Source organism: Pedobacter nutrimenti (assembly GCF_003208655.1).
Lineage (GTDB): Bacteria > Bacteroidota > Bacteroidia > Sphingobacteriales > Sphingobacteriaceae > Pedobacter > Pedobacter nutrimenti.
In genome coordinates, this window is record NZ_QKLU01000009.1 from 243,371 (window position 1) to 269,020 (window position 25,650).

The 25,650-nt window shown below is 42.6% G+C and carries 19 protein-coding genes; all 19 read right to left on the bottom strand.

The genetic code is table 11. The features are described 5' to 3' along the window. Positions 1 to 5 precede the first annotated feature (5 nt). Positions 6 to 2,123, bottom strand: a complete 2,118-nt coding sequence (feoB, locus tag B0O44_RS22130) for a ferrous iron transport protein B (protein WP_110834272.1) — start codon at positions 2,121 to 2,123, stop codon at positions 6 to 8. 3 nt (positions 2,124 to 2,126) lie between these two features. Next, positions 2,127 to 2,342 carry a FeoA family protein gene (locus B0O44_RS22135; RefSeq protein ID WP_110834273.1) on the bottom strand — a complete coding sequence of 72 codons (216 nt, stop codon included), beginning with the start codon at positions 2,340 to 2,342 and terminating at the stop codon, positions 2,127 to 2,129. 62 nt (positions 2,343 to 2,404) lie between these two features. Beyond that, on the bottom strand, positions 2,405 to 5,209 hold the full coding sequence (locus B0O44_RS22140) for an outer membrane beta-barrel family protein (RefSeq protein WP_245943772.1): 2,805 nt from the start codon (positions 5,207 to 5,209) through the stop codon (positions 2,405 to 2,407). Between the two features lie 139 nt (positions 5,210 to 5,348). After that, positions 5,349 to 5,498 (bottom strand): lipoprotein, encoded by a 150-nt coding sequence (locus B0O44_RS25010; RefSeq protein WP_170123388.1) that lies wholly within the window; start codon positions 5,496 to 5,498, stop codon positions 5,349 to 5,351. Then, positions 5,482 to 5,808, bottom strand: a complete 327-nt coding sequence (locus B0O44_RS22145; protein WP_245943773.1) for a VanZ family protein — start codon at positions 5,806 to 5,808, stop codon at positions 5,482 to 5,484. The genes B0O44_RS25010 and B0O44_RS22145 overlap by 17 nt, the downstream gene beginning before the upstream one ends. Positions 5,809 to 5,892: 84 nt before the next feature. Next, positions 5,893 to 6,273: a glycine cleavage system protein GcvH gene (gcvH, locus tag B0O44_RS22150; RefSeq protein ID WP_110834275.1), complete on the bottom strand. Its 381-nt coding sequence runs from the start codon at positions 6,271 to 6,273 to the stop codon at positions 5,893 to 5,895. A 54-nt stretch (positions 6,274 to 6,327) separates the two neighbouring features. Next, positions 6,328 to 13,485: a T9SS outer membrane translocon Sov/SprA gene (gene sov / locus B0O44_RS22155; protein ID WP_110834276.1), complete on the bottom strand. Its 7,158-nt coding sequence runs from the start codon at positions 13,483 to 13,485 to the stop codon at positions 6,328 to 6,330. Positions 13,486 to 13,536: 51 nt separating this feature from the next. Next, positions 13,537 to 14,121, bottom strand: a complete 585-nt coding sequence (gene ruvA, locus B0O44_RS22160; protein WP_110834277.1) for a Holliday junction branch migration protein RuvA — start codon at positions 14,119 to 14,121, stop codon at positions 13,537 to 13,539. Positions 14,122 to 14,124: 3 nt separating this feature from the next. Further along, on the bottom strand, positions 14,125 to 16,440 hold the full coding sequence (locus tag B0O44_RS22165) for an NADP-dependent malic enzyme (RefSeq protein ID WP_110834278.1): 2,316 nt from the start codon (positions 16,438 to 16,440) through the stop codon (positions 14,125 to 14,127). A gap of 62 nt (positions 16,441 to 16,502) precedes the next feature. Continuing rightward, positions 16,503 to 17,777, bottom strand: a complete 1,275-nt coding sequence (locus B0O44_RS22170; RefSeq protein ID WP_110834279.1) for a lytic transglycosylase domain-containing protein — start codon at positions 17,775 to 17,777, stop codon at positions 16,503 to 16,505. 91 nt (positions 17,778 to 17,868) lie between these two features. Next, a complete protein-coding gene (gatA, locus tag B0O44_RS22175; RefSeq protein WP_245943774.1) occupies positions 17,869 to 19,293 on the bottom strand; it encodes an Asp-tRNA(Asn)/Glu-tRNA(Gln) amidotransferase subunit GatA in 1,425 nt (474 codons plus the stop codon). Positions 19,294 to 19,326: 33 nt separating this feature from the next. Beyond that, the gene (locus tag B0O44_RS22180) at positions 19,327 to 19,536 is read right to left on the bottom strand and encodes a Sec-independent protein translocase subunit TatA/TatB (protein ID WP_110834280.1); all 210 of its coding nucleotides are present in this window, start codon (positions 19,534 to 19,536) and stop codon (positions 19,327 to 19,329) included. 10 nt (positions 19,537 to 19,546) lie between these two features. Beyond that, entirely contained in the window at positions 19,547 to 19,915 is a 369-nt protein-coding gene (locus B0O44_RS25255) for a Sec-independent protein translocase subunit TatA/TatB (protein WP_245943775.1), read from the bottom strand. 41 nt (positions 19,916 to 19,956) lie between these two features. Then, positions 19,957 to 21,213, bottom strand: coding sequence for a murein hydrolase activator EnvC family protein (locus B0O44_RS22190; RefSeq protein WP_110834281.1), 1,257 nt, complete (start codon positions 21,211 to 21,213; stop codon positions 19,957 to 19,959). Positions 21,214 to 21,234: 21 nt separating this feature from the next. Beyond that, a complete protein-coding gene (locus B0O44_RS22195; RefSeq protein ID WP_110834282.1) occupies positions 21,235 to 22,026 on the bottom strand; it encodes a DUF4292 domain-containing protein in 792 nt (263 codons plus the stop codon). Continuing rightward, the gene (locus B0O44_RS22200; RefSeq protein WP_110834283.1) at positions 22,004 to 23,374 is read right to left on the bottom strand and encodes a tetratricopeptide repeat protein; all 1,371 of its coding nucleotides are present in this window, start codon (positions 23,372 to 23,374) and stop codon (positions 22,004 to 22,006) included. The genes B0O44_RS22195 and B0O44_RS22200 overlap by 23 nt, the downstream gene beginning before the upstream one ends. A 2-nt stretch (positions 23,375 to 23,376) precedes the next feature. Continuing rightward, complete coding sequence (gene dut, locus B0O44_RS22205) at positions 23,377 to 23,808, bottom strand: dUTP diphosphatase (protein WP_110834329.1); 432 nt, start codon at positions 23,806 to 23,808, stop codon at positions 23,377 to 23,379. Positions 23,809 to 23,812: 4 nt separating this feature from the next. Next, a complete protein-coding gene (locus tag B0O44_RS22210) occupies positions 23,813 to 25,294 on the bottom strand; it encodes a lipopolysaccharide biosynthesis protein (RefSeq protein WP_110834284.1) in 1,482 nt (493 codons plus the stop codon). Positions 25,295 to 25,350: 56 nt separating this feature from the next. Further along, positions 25,351 to 25,623, bottom strand: coding sequence for an acylphosphatase (locus tag B0O44_RS22215; RefSeq protein ID WP_110834285.1), 273 nt, complete (start codon positions 25,621 to 25,623; stop codon positions 25,351 to 25,353). Positions 25,624 to 25,650 lie beyond the last annotated feature (27 nt).

Here is a 25,650-nt window from a genome sequence, read left to right on the forward strand (position 1 = left end):
GGAAATTACTTTAAAAGCTGGTAGGCAATTAAACTTGCTATATAAGCCATTCCTGTCATATACACAATCTGGATCATTGGCCATTTCCAGGATTTGGTTTCCCTGAATACCACTGCCACAGTACTCATACACTGCATGGCAAAAGCATAGAACAGCATCAACGAAAATCCGGTTGCAAATGTAAAAATAGGTAAGCCTGTATTTGCATCTTTTGCGGCCAGCATTTTAGACCTGATGGTCGTCGCCTGGGCATCTCCACCTTCTACACTATAAATGGTGGCCATGGTGCCCACAAAAGCTTCCCTTGCGGCAAAAGAAGTGATCAGTGCAATTCCTATTTTCCAGTCAAAACCAAGAGGTTTTATAACCGGTTCTATGGTTTGTCCCAATATCCCTGCATAAGAATTCTCCAGCCTTTCAGCGGCTTTATCCCTTTCCAGTGTGCTGATCTGTAAACTATCCTTAGCGGCCTCAATCCGGGCGTACTTTTGATCTACCTGGTCCATGCGTCCGGGAGGACCAAAAGTAGCCAGTACCCACAGCACAATAGAAATGGCAATGATGACCTTACCTGCTTCAAATACAAATGTTTTTGATTTTTCATACATGGTAAAGAGCACATTTTTCCATCTGGGCATCCGGTAAACCGGTAATTCCATGATAAAGTAAGATTTCTCTTTCGCTTTAATGACAAGTTTCATTACAAAAGCAACCAGGATGGCTGCTGAAATACTGATCACATACATCCCCATCAGGGTAAGTCCCTGCAGGTTAATGAAGCCGAAAATATGCTTGTTTGGAATAATCAGGGAGATCAACAGGGTATATACCGGTAAACGTGCAGAACAGCTGACCAAAGGCGCAACCATAATGGTAATGATCCTGTCTTTCCAGCTTTCAATATTCCTGGCACTCATGATCGATGGTACCGCACAGGCAAGACTGCCAATCATCGGGACCACTGACTTTCCGCTCAGACCGAATTTTCTCATGATCTTGTCCATCATAAAGGTAACCCTGGCCATATAACCGGTATCTTCCAGTATAGAGATAAAAGCAAAAAGAATGGCAATCTGAGGGATAAAAATCACAATTCCACCCAGACCGGCAACAATACCATCCAGAAACAAATTGGTCAAAACCCCATCGGGCAAATGCTGATGGCCATAATTGGTCAGCCAGGCAAAACTGCCCTCGATGAGCTCCATTGGATAAGAAGACCAGGAAAAAATGGAATTAAAAATAAAAAACAGGATCAGGATAAAGATCAAAAAGCCAGAAAACTTATTGGTCAGTACCGCATCCAGTTTATCACTGAAAACAAATTTACGGGCAGCTCCGGTATCTTTAATCAGCCCCGTCATCACGGTGCTTAAATACCTGTACCTCGCGATGGTTTCGGCTGCCTGAAGTTTAGAAGATTCAAAGCCAGTTTCTGTTTTGATCTTTTCGAGTTTGCCGTGTTCCTCACCGGTTAAAGTATCCAGGTGCTGGTGCTGGTGCAACAGCTGCATGGCAAAATAATCCCGATCAGAAGAAAGTACCGATTTTGCCTTTGAGACTGCCTCAGGTGCAAGGGCATGCATATCGGCGCCCGCAACCTGTGTTGGAACAGATGTACGGTTCCCAATGGCCAATTTCAACTGGTCAAGGCCTGCATTGGCCCTGGCCGAAATGGCCACCACTTGTACGCCCAATCTTTCCGACAGCAGGTCAACGTCGACTTCAATCCCTTCTTTGCGGGCCATATCGGTCATATTAAGCGCCAGAATAACCGGAAGGCCTAAATCTGCTACCTGGGTATACAGCAGCAGGTTTCGTCTCAGATTGGTTGCATCAGCCACCAAAATGATTAAATCAGGATGGCTTGGATTTTTTTGATCTGCAAGCACCTGAAAAACAATACTTTCATCCTTACTTTTTGGGTAAAGACTATAGGTACCCGGTAAATCGATAACGGTTGCCTGTTTCCCATCAGGCAGTTTACAATAACCTGTTTTTTTATCGACCGTAATTCCAGGAAAATTTCCTATTTTCTGGTTTAAACCGGTCAATAAATTAAAAAGTGTTGATTTTCCTGTATTGGGGTTTCCAACCAGGGCTATTTTCAGATCAGAAGCCAAACCTTATTGAATTATAATAACAGATGCTTCATTTTTACGTAAACAAAGCTGATAACCCGCAACCCTGATTGCCATAGGGTCCCCAAGTGGCGCAAAACGTTCCACCTCAACGACCTCACCAGGCAAACAACCCATTTCCATAAGCTTTACAGACATCTCAAGATCTGTAAATGCGACAATAGTTCCCCGTTCTCCTTGACTTAATTGCGATAGTTTCATTATCCTGAATTAGGACGGCAATTTAGTCTTTATCTATAATAATTCCAAATAAAGAATCAATATTACATCCTCATCCGCATTCCTCCACGGCCACCAGGTCCTCTCATATCGCCCGGAATGTTTTTACCACCCATACGGTTCAGGGAATAAGTGAAGGAAACCATGTAATAACGTTTCAACACATTATAATTCAAATCGGTAATGGTGTTGTTGGTAGAAGTCCTGCTGATGCCCTGATTTTGATTCAGTAAGTCGTTGACTGCAAATTTCAGGGTACCCCTGTTTTTAAAGAACTGTTTGCTCAGGTAAGGATTAATCAGTGTATAGTGGCTGTCGAATCCAGCCCCTCTTCCGGTATTCTGAAAATAATCTACATTGACCGCCAGTCTGATTTCTGCAGGGAAAAGATAACTGGCATCTACAGTTGGATTTAAAGTGTAATAGGTTGTATTGGCACTTGGCTGGGCAGAATAAGTGGAACGGTATAGTGTTCCGGTAATCCCTACTGTAAAATCAAATTTATCATAATTGGAAACCAGTTTATATCCATTGGTCAGGCTAAAGTTGTTGGACACATTTTTCAGGGAATTGGTAAAGTTTACTCCTCTGGCATAAGAAGTACTCAGGTTAATGTTCAGGTTTAGTTTATTACCAGGAATCAATGGAATTCCGCTAAAGGCACCACCATTGATCTGGTATACGCCATTCACATTGACCGGAAGCACAGCCAGTTTGCCATTTTTAGTGCTATCGGGATCATTAACAATTAAATGACTGTCGTTGGCAAAGGCATTGAAAGTCTGGCTGGCATTCATAAAGATAAACAGGGAACGATAGTGCGCAAAATCAAAGTTGTTGTAAAAAACACTCAGGTTATTGGTAAAAGAGGGCTTTAAATTTGGATTACCAATAGGGTAACTTTGTGTATTTGAGTTATCTGGAATCGGCTGGATCTGGGTAATGCTTGGCTGTTGGGTCGTTCCACGATAATTGATCCTTAAACGTTTACTGTTGCTGAAAGTGTATCTGAATTGTGCGCTTGGTGTCAGGTTATAAAAATTTTGTTTAAAAGCGTAACCGGTGCTGATGTTATCATTTTCGCGACTGGTATTCTGCACCGCAAGCCCGGCATTCATGGTATACTTTTTACCGGTTTTATTAAAACTAAAACCTAGTGCATTTGTAAAAGTTGTGTTTTTATAAGTGTTGCTATAGGTATTGTCAATGATGTCATACTCGGAGGTAACCGGGTTAAAGTTATACGTGAAACGTTCAGACTTGTCATAATTATAGGTGTTCTGGTAGTTCAGTTCCAGGCTTAGCGTTTTTGACAAAGGTTCGGTATATACCAAACGGGCAATGTTTGCAATAGAATTTGCCTTCTGGTCATTAAACTGATTGGTCACACGCTGGGAAGCGACTCCGCCAGTAGTGGTATTTTCCAGGATATCATTATAATTATCAGATTTATTATCATTGACACTGGTGTTCACATTCAGGGACATGGTACGTCCTCTGCGAAGGAATTTTCTACGCAACAAGATATTATTGCTTAATGTCGGTGAGGTAGATTTTGTCGTAAAGGTTTGTTTACCTATGGTCTGCGAATTTGCATAAGTATTGGTGTAATTGCTGCCCTGATCCAGATCGGTTTCCGTGTAACTCAGGTTTGGTTGTATTTTGATGGACGTTGCAGAGTCTATTTTTGTGTCAATCATCAGATTAAGCCTGTGATTTAATTTTTTCGTGGTACTCAGCAGGTCATTGCCAAAAGTAGTCTGGGTATTTCCCAAAAGGTTTTGGGTTAAACTGTTCTGATCATTGAAAAGAGAGGTTTTATTAAAAAAGTAACTGGCATTAACCTGGGTCTGATTTTTAAACTGGTTCGCATAATTAAAACCAAGGGCATTGGTAGTTGTAATTCCGGATGGCGTAGAAGAACTTCCTCCACTGAGCTGCATCATCCGGCCTCCGCCTCCGCCACCGCCGCCGCCGGTCACACCTCCACCAAAATTCTGTTTATTGACATTGTTAAACTGCCCTACCACAGACATTTGTTCTTCACCTTTAAATTTGTTGACATTCAGGTTCACGTCGTAACGGTCATCGGAACCATAACCGGCAGAACTGTTTCCAAAAATTCCATTTTTGCGGTCTTTTTTGGTGGTGATGTTAATCACCTTCTCCCGGTTACCATCATCCACCCCTGTAAACTGGGACTGATCGGACATTTGGTCAATGACCTGAATTTTATCGATCATATCTGCCGGCAAATTTTTAGTTGCCAGCAAAGGATCATTTCCAAAAAATTCTTTCCCGTCCACTTTAACTTTGGTGACGGTTTCTCCCTGCGCCTTAACAGTACCATCTTTAGCCACTTCAACCCCAGGTAACTTTTTCAAAACATCTTCCACCACCGCGTTTTCCCTGACCTTAAAAGAGGAGGCGTTAAACTCAATGGTATCTTTTTTGACCACAACAGGGGGTGCTTCCCCTTTAATTTCTACGGTTTTCAGGTCGACACCTTCATTTGCCATAGCAACACTTCCCAGATCTACGGTCTGGCCTGTGGCAACAGTAAAATCTTTGGTTATATTTTTTAAGCCGAGATAAGCGACATAAAGACGATAATTGCCTGCAGACAGACCTTTGATTTCAAAACTGCCATCTTTGTCTGTATTGCTTGTACCCACAACACTGGAGTCCTTTAAACTTTTTACTGCTACAGTGGCATAGTCTATCGGCTGCTTGTCTTTCGTATTTACTACTTTTCCTTTTACAGATCCGTTTTTTGTTTGAGCCATTGTAAAAGAACTCATCAGCATCAGTACAAAAAGGATCAATCCCTGCGTTAAATTTTTAGTCATAAATATAAATATATGTATTTTACCTGATCTGACTATAGAAGCGCGCGATGGATTAGTCAGTGGTGCTGAATTATGGGTAACAATTTAAATACAAGAACAGATTAGCCCGTTCCTGTAGTAAAAAATGCTAAAAAAGAGCTTAAGAATTTAAAATGGTTTTTGTGGTTTTATAACCACCCAGGGGCAGTGCACTCACTTTGGGGCAACCACAACCAGGTTTAAAAACAGCGCAGCCACTGAGCAGAAAGATGGCCAGCAAGAAGAAGATGACGTTAATTTTTCTTTTCATTATAATCAGATTTATGGAGTAGCACATAACTAAATACCCCCATCAGTACACCAATCATGTCACAGCCAAAGTCCCACCATTCAGCAGAACGATAGGGAAAAAATTCAAGCTGGATCAATTCAATTCCTCCGCCCACAAAGGCGGTGATCACCATAATTTTAAAGATCGTCAGCGAACTGAAAGTATAGTTATGCTGGTGCCGGATTTTACCAAAAAAAAGAAGTACGGTAAGGACAAAAAAGAAACCCAAATGCACCAGTTTGTCAAAACCCTTAAAAAAAATGCCAGACCCACCTACGGAGTCTGGCATTTTTATACAGCAAAGAATTAAAATAAAAACGGTCCAAACCAGGGCCCAGACCTGATATTTTAATTCTTTAAAAATATTCATAAACTAAGCGCCAACTAAAGTTTTGTAAGCAGCAGCATCCAGTAAAGCATCTACAGCAGCAGCATCAGTTAAAGTTACTTTAACCATCCATCCTTCTCCGTAAGGATCAGAATTTACCAGTTCAGGATTATCATTTAAAGCAGCATTCACTTCTGTTACTGTACCAGTTACAGGCATAAAAAGGTCAGAAACTGTTTTTACAGCTTCTACAGTACCGAAAACATCGTCTTGTTTTACCTCATCCCCTACGGTATTGATGTCAATATAAACGATATCACCCAGCTCACGTTGTGCAAAATCGGTAATACCAACATAAGCTTCATTGCCTTCCACTCTGACCCACTCGTGGTCTTTAGTGTATTTTAATTCTGATGGAAAATTCATTCTTCTTTTATTTTATGTGTCAAAGTTAATTATTCTTGTGTTCTTATACCAACCTTAATTCAGGGTAATCCTTAAACTAAAACCAAAATTACTGAAAGAAGTATTAAAGGTCTGCGAGGTATAAGGCTTGGTTACATTGGAATCATAAAATAGCTTAACGTTAAATCTTTGATTAAGTATATAATCCACACTTGGTCTTAAGGTAATATTTTTAGCACCTGAAGATACCTCTGCTTCTGTAACATCTGCCCTGTAAATAACCGTCTTGTTGTCCCTCACCTGTACATCCAGCTTAAAGTCCATGTTGTTATCCATTTTCAGTTGCTTAAACAAGCCAAAAGGGAACCTGAATTTAGACGTCCTGTAACCCAGTCCGAAAGTCAGGTTATTTTCCGACAACTGTGCCAGCTGGCTGTTTGCGAGACTTAAACCAAGCAACCTGGTTTTTCCAATTTCAAAGCGGGCCGTAATGTTATTTTTAAGGCGCGTATCAATCCCGATCAGTGGTGCAAACTGCTCGGCAATGGTCACCTGGGAATATTGATAAAAAGGAAGGAAATTTCCATTTTCATCCCTGCTGTACACATGGCCTTCATTTTCAGCATACCTCTGCAGAGAGTTAAAACCATTCACAGAATAAACCGAGCGGTAAGAATGGCTTAAATCTACAGATTTGAAATACTCTTCCACTAAAGGAATCCTTGTCAAGCCGCTATAATTAAGTCTCCAGTTTGGAAGCGGGATCTTGGGAAAAGAGTTCAGGCTTACCGAAGAGGCACTCTTTCCGGTATAAGCGGCAAGAAATGCAGAAATCACCACATCCTGTGAGCTCTTATCGTACCCATCTGAAAATCCGCCCGAACCTCCATTGGAGTTTGGATTTTGTACACCCAATCTCTGAGAAATCACCTGCCGGTTTGCCATAAACTGGTTAAATAGTTTAGATACCGTGCTGCCATTTCCATCAGAAAATGCCGTTCCGATAGAAATAAAGGAAACACTGTAATCTCCAGTGGTGGAAGGGCTCAGGTTATTAAAACTATGGGTATTGTCATTGTAACGGAAATTGGTTGAATAATTCAATGTCCGGTTTTTATTTGCTGTCAGTGTAATCCTGAGGTCTTTGATCGGCTCCAGGGTACTGGTAAAACTCATGTCTTCCCGAAGGGTATTGATGTAAAGTTGCGACTGCAGGGTGTCTGTTGTGATCCAGCCATTGTTAATGGCCATTTGACGGATGTCCCTTTGACTACCAAACACGAAACCAAGACCCGGGGCACCAGTTGCTCCATCTATACCAAAAAACTTGGTCTTAGGCAAGTAGCCAGGTAAAAAGATCCCTTTGGTTTGAGTATAAGCTCCATTAATGGTTTTAATACTTGTTAACAAACCAATCCAGAAATTTTTGCCTTTCTCCTGATTGGAACTTCTGCGGATAAAGCCAAATTTATTATACAGGCTCGCTAAATTCAAAGTCGGGTTAAGCTGGATTGTCCTGGAGTTCTGAATGGTATTTCCCAGGTTAATGTTCGGGTCCCTTAAGGTGGCCAGCGGTTCGGTTTGCCAGTTAAAATTGGTTCCGTAACGGGTGGCCACATTTACCCAGTCCAGACCAGGTATTTTATTGATCGGCAAAGCATAAGTAATGTTCAGGTTATGGGTATAATCTGTTGTTCTGCCCAAACGCAGCAGGTTCTGCCATACCGTATCTCTTTTCAGCCCGTTCACCCTACCATTAGGCTCATCAACAATAGAGTAGTTGGTGGCATCAAAATCAAGCGTCAGTGAACGCGTCAGGTTCCAGGAAATGCCATACACCCTGGTGATCAGGAAATTTTTATTGTATGTCGTATTAATTGGTATTCCATTTACAGGGCTGTTGTCCCGCAGGCTGTTCTCGGAATAATAACGGTCTACATCTATCCTGAAATTGATCGCACTCGGAAGAATACTAAAATTCACATCCTTCAATAAGGCAAGGGTATTGGATTTGATCAGTTTGTCAAAAGGGGTAATCACTTTTGATGGCCCGGAATAATTATAGGCCAGTGAAGCCCTGTAGGTTTTCTGAATGGCATTCTCGGTTATAAAATCCCGGTGCGAATAACTGGTATAGGCATAGCTGGCACTAAGGTTTTCCACATCCCAGAGCTTTGGTTTTTTATTTGGATCGGTCCGTTCTTTATGGACATTGGTAAAATTAATGCTGTTCCGGGTGGTATAATCCTGTGCATAGTTCAGGATGGCTTTTTTCTCTTCTTTGGTTGTATTTTCCAATGATTTTTTCAACTCAATATCTGGTTTCAAAGGATCGTACTGAGGGGTGCTCACCTGATTGGAATAGCTGATGAACATCGGTACTTTTATACCTGTTTTCTGAGGAAAAAACTTACCCAGCTCTATACTGGAAGAAATATCAAAAAACACATTATCTGCCCGGTTCCGTTCACTGACCCTTTTTTCCAGGGAACCAAAACCGATGGTCGATTTACTGCCGGAAATGTTCACATCAGCAAAATCTGCCAGCTTCGCATTAAGCCTTGCCGTCGCGGCCCAACCTCCTCTTTCATCAAATTCGGTTAAACGCAATTCATTAAACCAAAGCATTGCTGTTTTATCCAGGCCATCATCTGCCCCCGGATTGGCCAGGTTCCTCTTCGGGTTTTTAACCCCGAGCATATATACCCGCACTTTACTCATATCGGGCTGACCCTTGATAATCACTTTGTTTTTTCCATCAATATATTCATAGGGAATATTCGGTGGCCAAAGCTGACCACCAGGAAGAGTTGCCTTATTACGGGCCAGTTTGGCTTTCTGGAAAAGCTCCAGCTGGATGTCCATTTTATTCTGATCCGGCCAAATGGCATAAGGGTTATTTGTTCCTGGTTGGGTAACCACGAGCGGCATATTGTACTCATAATAATTGTCCTGGTTATCTGTCCCGATTCTTAAAAAGGCACTTAGGTCGTAGTCTTTAACCACTGAATTGTCAATGGCCTCCAGGTGGACAAACATTTCCAATCGTTTATAAGACCTGAAATCGTTATAAGCCGTTTTAAAAGTAGCCCTTCCATAACCATCGCGCAGGTTTTTCACCGTCAGGGTCAGGGATTGCTCATTCTGTTTGGTATCTCCACGGTAATTGCTGTAATCTCTTTCCCTTTGAATCCCCGGCGGAACCACATAAGGAATCGGGGTCCTTTTTCCATTTTCCTCAATGTTGATGGTGGCCACTTCTATAGAAGAATTATCCGGGCCAACCGGGCCGAGCAAAGGATCTACGATGATTTGAGAAGCCTCGTTATTGGAATTGTATTGTCTCCACTCCCCTCTCACCAATTGCATTTTTGCAAACCTTAAAACAGTGGTATCTGAAAAGTCTGTCATAAACATCCGGATAAAACGGATGGATTTAAAGTCCGATATGCCCCCTACCCGAAGGTCATAGGCCGCCACTGGAATCCGGATCTGGTACCAGGTCACGGGCTGGGTTTGCCCATTGGCCAGCTTCACCTGTGAGGTAACTTTATCGGTGATGTATTTTTTCCCTACCATAAGATCTGCAGGACGCATGGAAATCTTATACTGGTAATACTCATCACTTTGGGTCATGTTGTTGTCCCGGTTGATGTCTTCTCCATCGGGAAGGGAGGTTGAAGCTGAATTGTCCACTCCAAAATCTTCCTGGCTTTGCTGAGAGGTTTTTGAATTTCCTTCTGTTCCGTTGTAACTTTCGTAACGTTTTAAAATCTTGGCCCTGGACGCATCAAGCGCTGATCCTCTGAAGTAAGCATAATCGTCGGAAGATGGGTCATTTACAAATTTCGCTGCTGCATCGGGGTTGAGCTGTCCTCTGATCTGGTTGATCTGTGCTGCAAATTTTCTTCTTTCCTGATCATTTGACAAACCATCCAAACCCACATCCTGCGCTTTCCTTGCATCAGGATTGTTGTCAAAGGCCTGTACCACCGGCTGCAACTTTGGCACCCTGCCCCAATTGGTTTCGTCAAACTTCGATGGATCGCCATCAGGTGGCAAACCATTTTCTAAAGATTTACGGCCATCCTTAAGAATGTCTTCGGAGATGTTACCAATGTTAAAATACAAATCACCACCAGCAGAACCCGGTTTATAGATAAAAGGGTCCATCATCCAAAGCTCAATATATTCTATATTCAATGCTTCGAAATCATTGGTTTCTATTCTTCTGAACAGGCCTCCCCAGCGGCTTCGTGGATTTTTTAAAGAACCATCCGGATTAAAGCCTGTAGTCACATAGTTATACGGACCCCTGACCGTCGGATAAAAAGCAATGTCCAGAGTCGGAAGGGTAGTTGGTTGCCCGGTAGGAATTTCTTTAAATGGAAAAACTTCCTGTTCCAGGACCTGTCTTACATAATGATTGGACATCTCGGCCTGATCATTTTTCAGATAACTCGGAATATTGGATGAGGTCTTGTCGTAAAAAGTAGGGTCTATATTATAAAAGGCAATTTTTGCCCTGTTGTAACCATAAGCCAGGTTATCGATCAACGCAGACTCGGGGAACTGTTGGGGGGTTCCCGACAACTGCCAGGAAATGGCGCTTTTTAATTCTATAATTGACCTGGAAGCCTCAAAATCGTCCAGATAGCTGGTTCCACCCTTGCTTCCATCTGAATTGATTGCACTTGGATGCCCCGGAATCAACTGGGCAAACTCTCCTGAAAAGGTAATGCTGGAAGGGGCTTTTGTGGAGATAAAAGGAATTTTATCTACCAGTTTTGTTAAAAATCGGGAAGGCGAACTGTAATTGATATCGAATCCCCACATCGTATTGGATATAGGTTCCTCTCCGATATTGACCTTTGCCGTTAATGGTTTTTCGGTAAGGTTCATATACGTTGCTCCCAGGTTCAGCTTATTGTTCACCTTATAGTCAAACCGGGTCCCAAATAAAGACCTTTGCTGCAACCCAAACATTTCGCTGTTTTCGGTCGTAATTTTAATGGGCTGGCCCGAGGTTAGTAAACCCGTATTGAGGATTTTTACCCGGCCACCCTGATAATCGACCGTAAAGTCTATACCTTCCTGCAAAGGGATCGTACCTGCAAAAACCCGTACAGAACCTTCAGGTACATTGATTGAATTCAATGGAAATTCCGTTGAAATTTCAGACTGATAAGTTCCTTTGATGATGTACCTGTTTTGTTTTAAAAACAATTGCTGGGCAATCACCTGTGTCGAATCATAGAGGGCCTGATACGTGTATTTATCAATCAGGTTTTGCTCTGATGGAAGGAACTGCGATTTCAGGTCCTTACCAAAAGGCTCTAAAACGGGAAAAATTACCCGGCCGTTCAGCGGATCAATGGTGATGTAACCACTGCTCATATTAGAAGCAAAACCAGCCAGACTTGCATTCGAATTAATGGTTCCCGGACTGGTATTGCTGTTGGTGTTATTGGTAAAATTATTGCTGCCGGTAAAGGGTTTGTTCTCGGCCTGGAAATCAAAGACCCCGTCGGGTTTTCTCTCTCCCTGCTGGTTCAAACGGTCTAAACGCGTCACCTGGATCCACTGTTTGTTTTTCAAAATGGTCTTGGTTTCCTGATCCAGTTTTTCGCCTTCAGGAATAACCGGATTTTCTACACCCGTAGATTCATCGATCCGGAAGATGTCCAGTTTAAAATTCTGCTGGCTGATCTGGTAACCCCCAATAGAATAAATGTTTTTCATCATTAAGTTCCAGGTAGGAAGACCTGTTTTAATGGTTTCATTTTTCAACAACTTTACATAAAGTAATTTTGGGGCTGTAGGGTCAAAAGCCACATCTGTTGAAAATTCCCCGACCTGGTATTCCTGTCCGGAATAGGTATACCGGTAAGCTACGGTAAGGATTTCATCAGCATTGAGTGCGGTATTCAGGGAAATATAACCCAATTGAGGATTAAATTTGAACTCCCTGTCGGTCAGTTTTCTTGCATAAGTCAACTTCCCATAATTGTCCGTCCCGCCACTGCCCTGAAAAAAAGTAATCAGGTCATTGGAATTGGTCAGTTTAGCCGTAGCTGGTAATCTGGACAAGAGGTTATTGGATTGCCTTGGAAACTGGTTCGAACTAAATCCAGAAGGCAGCAAAGAACCATTTCCCTGCAAGGTTGTATTGTAAGGGCTGTTTTCACCCAAATCCAAAAACCCGACCACATCCCTGGAATCCTGGGTATTGCCGGTTTTATTGGTGATCCAAACCTCTATTCTGGTGATGTTCAGGCCCGAAGAAATGATAGGCGCGGTGGACATCCATTTGTTATAATTATCCCTGAAAAACTGGGCCAGAAAATAATGTTTGTTGGCCTCATATTTATCACCGGTCAGACGGTACTCATTTTGCTGGGCGCCATTGTTGATTTTAATCTCCCGGCTTTGGGATTTCTGCTGGGAAAACACTGAAGTAACACTCAGTTTTCCGAACTGTAACTGGGTCTTGATCCCAAACAAGGCCTGGGTACCATTGATCAGGGAACTTTTAAGCGGCATACTGACGTTACCAGCTTCGATTTTTTTAATAATGTCGTCTTCACCACCTGTGTAATCCAGCTTAACCTGATTTTCAAAATCGAATTGCGCCTCGGTATTGTAGTTCATGTTGATCTTCATCCGGGTACCAATATTTCCGACCACATCCATTTGGATCCGCTGGTTAAAATCAAAATTGCTCTGGACCCGCTGACGTTCATTAAAAAGCGGGTTCGCATTTTTATTGATCCTGCCCAGCAAGGTCAACTCGGCCTCTCCCCTTGGTTGGATGTCAATGACATTACTTCCAAATATTTTTTCAAAAGCCTTACTGTTCACTTTCAGGCTCGGAATGATCCCGGTTTGTCTGACCCCTTCCACTTCTGTATTGGAAAACATCCTCCAGTTTTCTCTTTTGATCTCACTGTTGATCAGCCGCTGGTATTCTTCAATGCTCAGGTATTGGGGCGGGCCGAGGAACCTTCCACCGATCCTTTCCCGGATGACATAGCGTTTATTGACCGCATCGTACTCTACCTCTCTGGTCACATTGGAAGGCAGGGGATTAAATGGATTATAGTCGGGCCGCAAACCCAGTCTTTGTTTTTCTTTTAAGCTAAAGGTATTTCTTGTGGTATCTGTTTTGGTCTTTGCCGGGGCGACCTGAGAAAAAGTCTGCTCTGCCCGGAAGGCAACCACCACAAAAATCATTAGGATGAATATTTTTCTCAAGAGCTGATTTAATTTAAGAGCGTGAATAATTTAGAGGTTTTTCAAAGCTATTTTAATCATTTCCTCAACCGTAAGATCAGGTCCGCCGCTTTTAACGGCATTGTCTATGGCCTTTTCAGCCGGTTGTTTGGCAAATCCAAGCATCATTAATGCAGAAAGGGCTTCTTCCCTTACCGTGTTGTTTAAAGGAGCAGCAATCAATGATCCTGTACCTTCTTTTTTCAGTTTGTCCTGCAGTTCCAGTACCAATCGCTGGGCCGATTTAGCTCCGATTCCTTTAATACGCTGTATAAGGGGTAGGTCACCCTGTACAATAGCGGTTTGAATTTCGGTTGGGGTAATCGAGGAAAGCATCATTCTTCCTGTGTTGGGCCCAATGCCCGAAACAGAAATCAAATGCAGGAAAAGCCGTCTTTCTCCTTCATCGGCAAAACCGTAAAGGGTATGGGCATCCTCCTTAATATGCAGCCAGGTAAATACTTTGCACCGCTCGGTATTTGCCAGGCTGCTATAGGTGTTTAAAGATATATTAATGTGATAACCTATCCCCCCCGCCTCTACAACAATATAAGTGGGGCACTTAAAAGTTAATCGTCCATCAATATATTCAAACATAATTTATGCTTTAATTTTTCTTTTTAGTAATCCGCCTTTTTTTGTTGCGGCTTCACTTTGTTTTGCCTGTACATCCAGTACGGCAATGGTCACCATATTTACAATTTCACGAACAGAACTGCCAAGCTGCACAATATGTACTGGTTTTTTCAAGCCCAGTAAAATTGGCCCAACGGCTTCCGCACCTCCAAGTTCCTGCAACAGCTTATAGGCTATATTGCCTGATTCCAGGTTAGGGAACACCAGGGTATTTGCCGGAGCATCTGCTAATCTACTAAAAGGAAAGTTATCTTTTAATAAAGAATTGTTAATTGCAAAATTTCCCTGCATTTCGCCGTCAACGAGTACTTCAGGATGTTTTTCATGAAGAATTTTAACCGCTTTTCTGGCTTTTTCAGGAATAATACCTTCGTTTGAACCAAAATTTGAATAAGAAAGCATCGCAATTCTTGGCTGGATGTTAAACTTACTTACAGAGCGTTCAAGCAGCAAGGTCAGATCGACCAGTTCTTCTACAGTAGGATCTACGTTTACCGTCGTATCCCCAAAAAACACAGGTCCTTTGGTGGTCATCATCATATACATTCCTGCCACGCGGTTTACCCCTTCCTCTGTACCAATGACCTGCAATGCAGGCTTAATGGTAGACACATAGTTTTTGGTCAGACCGGAAATCATTGCATCCGCTTCACCAAACTCTACCATAGAAGCTCCAAAATAGTTCCTGTCCCTCAGTAGTTTACTGGCTTCAAAAAGGGTAACCCCTCTTCTTTGTCTTTTCTGATATAAAGATTCTGCATATTTTTTCATACGCTCAGGTTCCTCAAAGGGATCGATGATCAGAACACCTTCCAGTTCCAGTGCGTTTTCTTCAATGATGGTCCGGATGATCTCCCGGTTACCCAACAGAATCGGAATGGCAATATTGTCGTCTTTAACAATTTGCGCTGCTTTCAGAATTTTATAATTATCTGCTTCAGCAAAAACAACACGTTTTGGATCAGACTTCGCTTTATTGGTGATGGCCCTCATAATGGCATCGTCCTGTCCGAGTCTGGATTTAAGTTCTTCGGCATAGGCATCCCAGTCGGTGATCACCTTACGTGCAACACCAGATTCAATTGCTGCTTTGGCCACCGCCATAGAAACATTTGTAATCAGTCTTGGGTCCATCGGTTTAGGGATGATGTACTCTTTACCAAATTTAATATTTTTTTCATTATATGCCATATTAACGGCCTCTGGGACAGATTTTTTTGCAAGTTCAGCAATTGCCTTCACAGCAGCGATCTTCATCGGTTCGTTAATACTGGTAGACCTTACATCCAGGGCGCCCCTGAAGATGTATGGGAAACCAAGCACATTGTTCACCTGGTTAGGATAATCCGAACGGCCGGTAGCCATAATAAGATCCTTTCTGGAACTGATGGCCAGTTCATAGGCAATTTCCGGATTCGGATTGGCCATAGCAAAAACGATCGGGTTTTTAGCCATAGATTTAAGCATCTCTTCAGAAACACAATCTGCCGAGGACAGTCCTATAAATACATCAGCATCTTTAAGGGCATCTTCCAGATTGTCTACATTCCTTGAAGTGGCAAATTCTGCCTTAATCGGATCCAGTTTTTCACGGGTGTTTTTAATCACTCCGGCCCGGTCGCACATGATGATATTTTCTTTTTTTGCACCCAGGGATACATACAATCTGGAGCAGGAAATGGCCGCAGCCCCTGCACCGTTCACCACTATTTTAACTTTATCGAGTTTCTTTTTTTGCAATTCGCAGGCATTCAGCAATGCGGCTGCAGAGATAATGGCCGTACCATGCTGATCATCGTGCATGACCGGAATATTCATTTCTTCTTTTAAGCGGCGTTCTATTTCAAAACACTCTGGCGCTTTGATGTCTTCCAGGTTCACTCCTCCAAAAGTAGGCTCCAATGCTTTGACGATTTTCACAAAATCATCTACATTTTTGGTATCCAGCTCCAGGTCAAAAACATCAATATCTGCAAAGATCTTAAACAAAAGACCTTTACCCTCCATCACCGGTTTACCCGCTTCAGGACCAATATCGCCCAATCCAAGTACAGCAGTACCATTACTAATTACCGCAACCAGGTTTCCCTTGGCCGTATATTTGTAAACATCTTCAGTGTGTTCAGCGATCTTTAAACAAGGCTCTGCTACACCCGGGGAATAAGCCAAAGTTAAATCTCTTTGAGAATTAGTCGGTTTAGTCGGAATGACCTGTATTTTTCCAGGCCGCCCCTGCGAGTGATAATCTAAAGCGTCTTGTTTTCTATTCGTCTTGCTCATAAATTTTATGTTGTAATGGCCAAAGTTACAATTCTTTTTAGGAGCCTTAAAATAAAAACCCTCTAGATTTTACCCCCTTGCTGTGAATGTCGTCCATCTGCTTTATAAGAAATGTACTGTTTGGACGTTTTCACCGCAGCAGCCTTGTCCGGATTGGCATGTTTGGAAACTATTAACCGCTGTCCGGGAACGATCTGGCTGCTTTTTAAATTGTTCCAGACTTTCAGGTCCTGCACCTCAACATGGTATTTATTTGCAATGGTCAAAAGATTTTGTCCGGCTTTAACCTTATGGTAGGCAGTCACATTTCCCGAAAGCTCTTTTTTTCTTTTGCCCAGCCGGCGGTCATCATTCGCGGCCAGAACCACCCTGGTATCTACCCCTGTTTGGGAATTGTTCAGTACTTCATAGATCATTGCAAAACTTTCCAGGCTCACCCTTGGCATAATGATCCGCTTGGGGATCTCGGGCGTCCCGTTCACAATCTTCTTCTTATAGGAAGGATTTAAGCCACAAAGCAGTTCTTCTTCTACTTTCAAAGCCTCAGCGAGATCACCAAGAGACACAAAACGGTTCACCTGTATGGTATCGGTTTTTATGGCCAGGGTTGAGCTCTGCTTTTGAATCTGATGTGCCCTGGAAAAATTCATCATGTACATGGCTGCTATAAATGCAGGAACGTAGTTTCTGGTCTCTAAAGGCAAAAACGGTCTTATTTCCCAAAAATCTCGTGAATTTGCTTTGGCAATAGCCCGGGTTACGTTACCTTTTCCACAATTGTAGGCGGCAATGGCCAGCAGCCAGTCTCCAAATTCCGCATAAGCATCCCGGAAATAAGCCGCAGCAGCATAACTGGCCTGTACGGGATCTTTACGTTCATCGACAAAATTATCCATGTTCAGTCCATAGTCCCTAGCTGTACTGAACATAAACTGCCAGAGGCCTGTTGCCCCTACTTTTGAAACCGCATGAGGATCCATTGCAGATTCAATCACCGGCAGGTATTTAATTTCTTCAGGAATATTGTAACTGCGGAGCGCCTGTTCGAAAATGGGGAAATAATAGCCGGCAAGCCCCAGCATTTTCCCAATCATCTCTTTTCTTTTGCTGTAAATATCTATGTACTTCTGTACAACCTCATTGTATTTCAAAGGCACATTTTTCTGGATAGAGTCCAGGCGTTGCTTATACTGAAAATTGTAATTATAAAAAGAGGGGGTTTCTATCAATACCGGAACACGGCTGGTGTCTGTCTGAAGGGATTCGGTTTGGGCAGTTGCCTTGAAGCTGAATAAAGCGATAATACAAAATGAGCGCAGAAGTACATTTTTTTTCATAGGCTAATTTGTCTGCTGATCCGGGCGAACAGGGATCAGATCTGGTTTGCTGTTGTGGTTATAGGTGGTCCTTTCTAAAAAACTTAAAAAGCTAATTTAGAAAACTTTCTGATAAGGAAAGCAAAACATCTTCTTTGAAATGTCCTGCCATTAACTGTACACTTAACGGTAAACCTTCCGGATTATTGCCCAGGGGCACTGCAATTGCCGGTATTCCGGCCAGAGAAGCCAAAACCGTATAAATATCCGCCATATACATCACCAGGGGATCTTCTGTATTTTCACCAATCGGGAAAGCCGGAGTGGGCGCTACCGGACTAACAACGACATCAAAATCCTGAAGCAGCAGGTCCATCTTTTCACGGATCAGCATTCTTACTTTTTGTGCTTTCTGATAGTAAGCGTCATAGTAACCTGCACTCAGCACAAAGGTTCCCAGTAAAATCCGTCTTTTGACTTCCGCTCCAAAGCCTTCCGCCCTGGACAATTTATACAAAGTGTTCAGCCCATCTGCTTCCATGTTCCGATGGCCAAAATGTACACCATCATAACGGGACAGATTTGAAGAGGCCTCGGCAGTTGTCAGTACATAATAAGCCGGCACAAGGTAGTCCAGCAAATCAAAAGAAACGTAATCAATGCTATGCCCTTGCGCTTTAAGCTTAACCAGCGCAGCTTCAATAGCTTCCCTGGTCACCGGATCGAGCGCAGGACTCTCTATGGTTTCTTTTAAAACGGCTATTTTATATTTTTTGGAACCTGTGGTTAAAGCGGTGTAAACCGGCACAGGCTTAGTGGAGACGGTGCTGTCATAATCATCAGCACCTGCAAGTACTTCCAGTAAAAGGGCTGCATCGCTGACTGATGAAGTGATTGTACCTACCTGATCAAAGGAAGAAGCATAAGCAATAACACCATATCTGGAAATACGTCCATAGCTGGGTTTCAAGCCAATACAGCCACAAAATGCAGCGGGCTGACGCACTGAACCACCTGTATCTGTTCCTAAAGCAGCCAGACAAAGATCTGCCTGGACAGCAACTGCGGAACCACCGGAAGAACCACCGGCAACCCTTTGCGGGTCTGCTGCATTTTTTACCGGACCGAAATAAGACGTTTCATTAGATCCGCCCATAGCGAATTCGTCGCAATTGAGCCGGCCAATGATCACTGCATCCTGTTCCAGCAATCTTTGTACAACAGTAGAAGAGTATGGGGAAACAAAGCCATCCAGCATTTTTGAAGATGCAGTCACCTGGTGTCCCTGATAACAAATGTTGTCTTTAATTCCGATCACCATACCTGCCAGTTTTCCGGCGGTACCCTGATCTATTTTATGTTGTATTTCCGCAGCCTGTTGACCTGCCGACTCAAAAAACACCTCATTAAAAGCATTGAGGTGCTCAAACTTACGGATCTGATCAAAATAATGATCCAATAGTTCCGGCAGGCTGATTTTTTTTTCGTCAATAAGGGTTCTTATCTCTTTTAAAGAGTTGTATTTCTTCAGGATCACAGAAAAGGTTATGGGCTCGGAAAGATTAAAAAACTATAAAGGTTTGTTGTTGGAATTAGAGCGGTCGCGATCATAATTTTCCGCATCATTTCCATCTTTACCTTCTTTAAATTCTTTTACGCCCCTGCCTAAACCACGCATAAGTTCCGGGATTTTTTTACCCCCGAAAAGGAGTAATACCACGACTAAAATAATTGCAATCTCCGGAGCACCTAATGCTGCCAATACGGTTGTGTTTAACATGATTGTTTAGTTAAATTTTGTTATCTGATTCTCTCTTTATCCCATGATCAGTGCCAGTCGCATTTTCAATGGGTGTTTCCCTTGGTAAATCACTTTTCACTTCATTATTTGCCGAAGAATTGGCCTGATCGCCTGAGGCAGGCTGAGCCGGACGGTTATTGTAGCGGTCCTCTTCTTCTACATCTACGGAATTAATGTTCCTGTGGATTTCTCTTTTTACACCTTCTGAAGCATCCTTAAAATCACGGATTCCTTTTCCGAGTCCGCGGGCCAGTTCGGGTAATTTTTTACCTCCAAACAACAAAAGTACCACGGCCAGGATGAGCATAATCTCACCACCACCCATATTTAAGAACTCCAACAACATTCCTGTATACATTTTAAACTGTATTTAATAAAAGTTGATACAAATATATGTATTTATTTAGCAATCCATGCTTCCGGGTTTTGTGCGGTTGTCCCCCTCCAGATCTGAAACTGAAGTTCAGGAATATCACCTGAAGTAGATACAGTCCCTATGGTTTGTTTAGTGGTCACATTATCGCCCGCAGCCACACTGACCGAATGAAGGTTCTGATAAACCGTAAAATATTCGCCGTGTTTGATCAGCACAAAATATTTACCCAATGAACTCATCACCCGCAGAACCTTTCCGTTAAACACCGCCCTTATACTTGCCCCTTCTGCAGTCTGTATGGTAATCCCAGTATTGTCATAATTGGCCTGACCTTCTTTGTGGCGGCCAAAACTTTCTGTAATAGAGCCCTGGGCAACCGGCCATGGCAAAGAGCCCCTGTTGCTTTCAAAAGCGGCTGAAAGCCGGGCGGCTTCTGGGGTGGCCGTCAGGTAAGCTCCGTTACTTTTGGTTTTGGCAGCTACCGGAACAGGCCGGTTCTCTGCTTTGGCTTTGGCAGCCTCCAGCCTTTCTTCCTCTTCCGCCCGTTTTTTTGCCAGGGCAATTTCCCGTTCAATCGCATTCCGGATTTCGCGGTCTATGGCCTGCTGCTGTTTTTTACGCTTGGCAATATCCTGACTGAACTGCTTTTCCTGCTTGCTGAAGCGGTTCAATACGGCGGATTGTTCAGATTTGTCTTTTCCAAGTTTCTGACGCTCGCTTTCCTGTTCTTTCAATAAACTACTTTTTTCTTTCAGGCTTTTATCCAGAACAACGATTTTGTTGTTCAGGTTTTTTTCTGTTCCCTGAATATAATCGGCCTGTTTTTTACGGTATTGCCCAAACTGTTGCAGGTATTTAATCCTTTTGTAAGCCTGGTTAAAATCCTTTGCGGCAAAAACAAACATCATTTTATCATAGGCATTTTTGTTCCGCTGCGCGAAACGAATCATACCAGCGTATTCTTTCTTTAACTGACCCAGCTGGTCCCTGAGGGAATGAACCGTATTGGTATTCTCATGAATCTGGTTGTCCAGATTTTTGATTTCGGAGTTGATCACCGTGATTTTACTCTGCATCAACCCTATTTTTGCATTTAAAGCACGGATTTCACCCAGTGTCAGTTTCTTAGCACTTGCAGCTTTATTTAAATTCTTCTGCAGCAATTCAATTTCCCTCTGTATAGCTTCCTTTTTTCTTTTGAGCTCGGCACTGTTCTGGGCATAAGCCTGAACACCAAGGAATATAAACAGGAAAAGAAAAAATATTTTATGTCGCTTCATTAATCCAAAAGTATAAAAAATTTAATTCATTGCTTTAAAGCGTTTGGGAACGGTAAAGGGAAAATCCACTTCAACATTACGCTCTATTTTTGAAAAACTAAGGTTCAACTCTATCTTATTTCCAGTAGTAACCGTGTTCAGCTTCATACTTGAAGGAAAAAGATAATCATCCACCTGCTGGTATTCTCCATAAACGACCTTTAATGCCCTGGCCGCACCAACATCATTCAAATCCGTTTCTGAAGCCTTCAATAAAGTATTGAACAAAATCTGGTAGTTCAGCTCCCCTTGTTTGCCCCGCAACTGCCAAAGCCCTTGCTGCAAATCAAGATCTGCATTTTCATTCATAAAAGCACCAACCACATTACCCGCAAAAACATCCTGCAGCAATTTAAAATTCACCTGTTTACTGGTAAACCGGTGAATATAACTAAAAGGGGCATTCAGATAAGTTTCCTGAATTTTATTAATGATCCGCAGACTGTCCGGGGTAATCATTGCCCTGCCAACCTCTATTCCCGCAAAAGCAGTTAAAATAATCCATATCTTCTCATCTTTACGAACCCGGATATTGACGGAAACATTATTGGAATTTCCATCCAGGCTGAGCTGCGCTTTTCCTTTCAACGAAAGGGTATTGAAGTCAATATTTTTACCATTGAGTAAAGCCAGATTCTCAGACTTTTTTAATTTCATGGTATCTGTTTTGACAACTGGCGGGGCGGTCACCACAATTTTACGCGTTTTACAGGCCGAAAATGCCAGTAATACAGTCCCCAGTAACAGAACTTTATTTAATGTATTTCTTTTCATCAATCTTCTGTTTTAGTTTTTCAGAGGAATTCCCAGCCAATTTGGCCAGTTTCCACTGCTTCAGCGCCTCATCGACTTCACCTTTTAAAAATAAGATGTCCCCCAGGTGTTCCAGATAAACGGATTTTTTTGACCCATTATTTTGCAGAGCAAATTCCACTTTTGTTTTTGCCTGCTCATACTGTCCCTTTTTCATCAGAATCAGGGCGTGTACATCATTTATAGAAGCCAGTAATACTTTCTCATCTGTACCCAGCTGGTCGGCCACCTTAATGTTTTCCAGCGCCTGGTCGGTCAGTCCCTCCCGGTATTGCGCAAAAGCCAGGTAATAATACAAAACGGCCTGATTTGGGTAAAGGCTCAAACCTTCTTCCGCCTTTTTTATTGCCTTTTGAAAATCATTCTGCTGAATATAAATGCTCAGGATCTGTTCCCAAACCACATATAAATTTCTGGAAAGCGTTTGCGATTTAAGGTATTCCTGCAGGGCCTGCTGCAGCTTCCCTTGTTTATACAATAAGTCTCCGTACATGGCAAAAAGCCGGGGATCTTCTTTATTTACAGCGGTCAGCCCCTTAAGCAGGTCCGCAGCGGCCGCAATGTTATTTTCTGCGACATAATAATCAACCATCGCCAGGTTAAGCTCCAGGTTTAGACTATCCATCGCCCTGGCTTTCAGCAACAGGTTAAAAGCCTCCTGTTTTTTTCCATTTTTCATCAGCAAGCCACTGGCATACAGATAACTTTTCAGATCCGGGGGGCTTTCGCTCAGCAGATCGGCGGCTTCACTTTCTACGCTCTTTGTGCCTTTTGGCCGGGTAAGCATCTTTTTTGCCCTCTGGGAGGCTGTCGAAACACCAAATTTTTGCTCCAGCTCTTCATAGCTTTTAAGTGCCTCGGTTACATTTCCTGCAATGGCCAAAGCATTAGAGCGGTCAAAATAATAGGCTTCCTGCCCGGGCTCCATAACAATCAGGCGGTTTAAGACTTCCACCAGCCCGGTCATATCTCCCCTTCTTTTATGCAGCTCGCCCATCAACTTCCAAAACCATATGTTTTCCGGATTCAGTTCAATGGCTTTGCTTAGTGCAAACTCTGCTTCCTGAAGCTTATTTTGCCGGTAGGAAAGACTGGCAATTTCATAATAAGCATCTGCCTGTTTAGGATCCAGTGTTATAATTTTATTAAAATTTTCCAGGGCCTTATTGTAATTGTCACCAATTTTATAACGCAAAGCATCATAAAACAACAACTTTATAGCATTGCTGTCTGCCAAAGCTGACTTGCTTTGGGCAAAGCCCATAAAAGCGCTCAGCAACAACAACGTTAAAGCACCGGTCCTTTTCATGTTTATTTACCTGTATGTCCGTATCCTCCGGCGCCGCGCAGGGTTTCTGTCAGGGAATCTGCATTCTCCCAGACGATGGTTTCGTGTTTTGCGATCACCATCTGGGCAATCCGATCTCCGTTATTGACCACAAAGTCGGTATCAGAAAGGTTCACCAGCAACACTTTAATTTCACCCCGGTAGTCCGCATCAATAGTTCCTGGTGCATTAACAATACTGATCCCGTGTTTATAGGCCAGGCCACTTCTTGGACGGATCTGCGCTTCATAACCCGCTGGAAGCTCTATCTGAAGCCCGGTAGGCACAAGTGCCCTTTGCAAAGGTTTAAGCAAAAGGGCTTCCTGTACAAAAGCCCGGATATCCATTCCGGCAGCATGCTCGGTTTCGTATTGTGGTAAAGGCAGCCCGGAAGTATTGATGATATTGATTTTCATGTTTTTATTTTTTTGATAAAATAACTTTGAGCTCCTTTTTCTCAAAATAAGCAATTGCCGCTAAAAAGCCCAGCAGCAAGGCGTTTCCAATATAAATATTTCTGTGGAATACCCAGAAGGATAAATACACCAAAACTATAGCGCAAAAAAGATACATGAGCATTCTTTTCAGGTTGTAAGGAATCGGATAATATTTTTGTCCTAACACATAAGAAATCACCATAATAATCAGGTAAGCAAACATGGATACCCATGCCGAACCCATATAACTGTATTTAGGGATTAAAATAATGTTCATTACAATGGTAAAAATAGCCCCTACCAGAGAAATGTACAAACCAAACCGGGTCTGGTCAGAAAGACGGTACCATATCGATAAATTCATATAAATGCCCAGACAGACATATCCAAAAAGCAAATAAGGGACTGCAGGCAAACCAACCCTGTATTTTACATCGATAAAATGTTGCAGGATTTCAATGTTGGCCGTAAGCCCCACAAATAAAATCGCCAGGGCCAATACAAAATAATACAAAATGGTCGCATAGGTTTTTTTCGCATTTGCATTTTTAGCATGACTAAAAAAGAAAGGTTCTGCCCCAAGCCGGAAGGCCGTATTAAAGATACTGATGAACACCGCCAGTTTGCAGACCCCACCATAAATACCAATATCATGATCTGCAATGGCATCGGGCAGGTATTTGCCCAGCATAATCTTGTCCAGGTTTTCATTGACAATAAAGGACAGGTTGGCCACCAATACCGGCCAGCTGTACCCGAACATATCTTTGAAAAGCGGCTTGTTAAATTTAATTTTAAGTTCTAAAAACTGAGGGATCAGCATTAAAAGGGTGACCACGCTGGCAATGAGGTTAGCGATAAACACATAGCCCACCCATTTTGGTTTAAACCAACCCGAAAGCCAGGCTTCACCAATGTGATGTTTGATCATTGCGGGAATCACAAAAATAAAAAACAGGTTAAGACCAACAAACACCCCAATATTCAGGAACTTAATGACACTGTACCGCATCGGCTTACCATCGGCCCTTAGTTTGGCAAAAGGAATCACTGAAATGGCATCCACAAATAAAATCCAGACAAAATACTGCACATATTTACGTTGATCCGTCAATTCAGAGAGGCCACCATTCAGGGTATACCGCGCAAAGTAATCTGAAAACACCAAACCGGTAATCAGGAACAAGCCCGCAATAAAAGTGATGACCAGGAAGCTGTTGTTGTATACCTCCTGCTTGCGGTCTTCATGTTTATTGAGGTAACGAAAAAAAGTTGTCTCCATCCCAAAAGCCAAAATGACATTGATGATAGAGGCATAACTGTACATTTTTGTAAAAATACCATATACACCTGTTGGATAAACCCGGGTATAAATAGGTGTTAAAATGAAATTGAACAGCCGGGAAAAGATGGTACTGATGCCATAAACCGCAGTCTGGCCAGCAAATTTTTTAAATACGGACACCCTTAGCTTGTTTTAAATAAGACAATTGCAACCTGGGGCTGCGCTGCCATAATCTTTTATCTTTTAATGACCTCAAAATTACGATAGTTTTTGACTTCAGCAGATTGCTGTTCTACATTTTCAATCTTGGCGCGGTCAGGGCCTTCATGGCACCATTCCAGGAAAACTTCCAGTTGCAGGTCATCTCCTTCGGCCTCAATATAAACCGTTCCGTCCTTTTCGTTTTTGATCATTCCTTTAACCCCCATCTGGTCGGCAATAGCCTTAGTGGTCGCCCGAAAAGATACCCCCTGGACTTTTCCTGTTATTCTTATATTTAAATGTTTCATATCCTGATCGTTATTTATTTATCACTG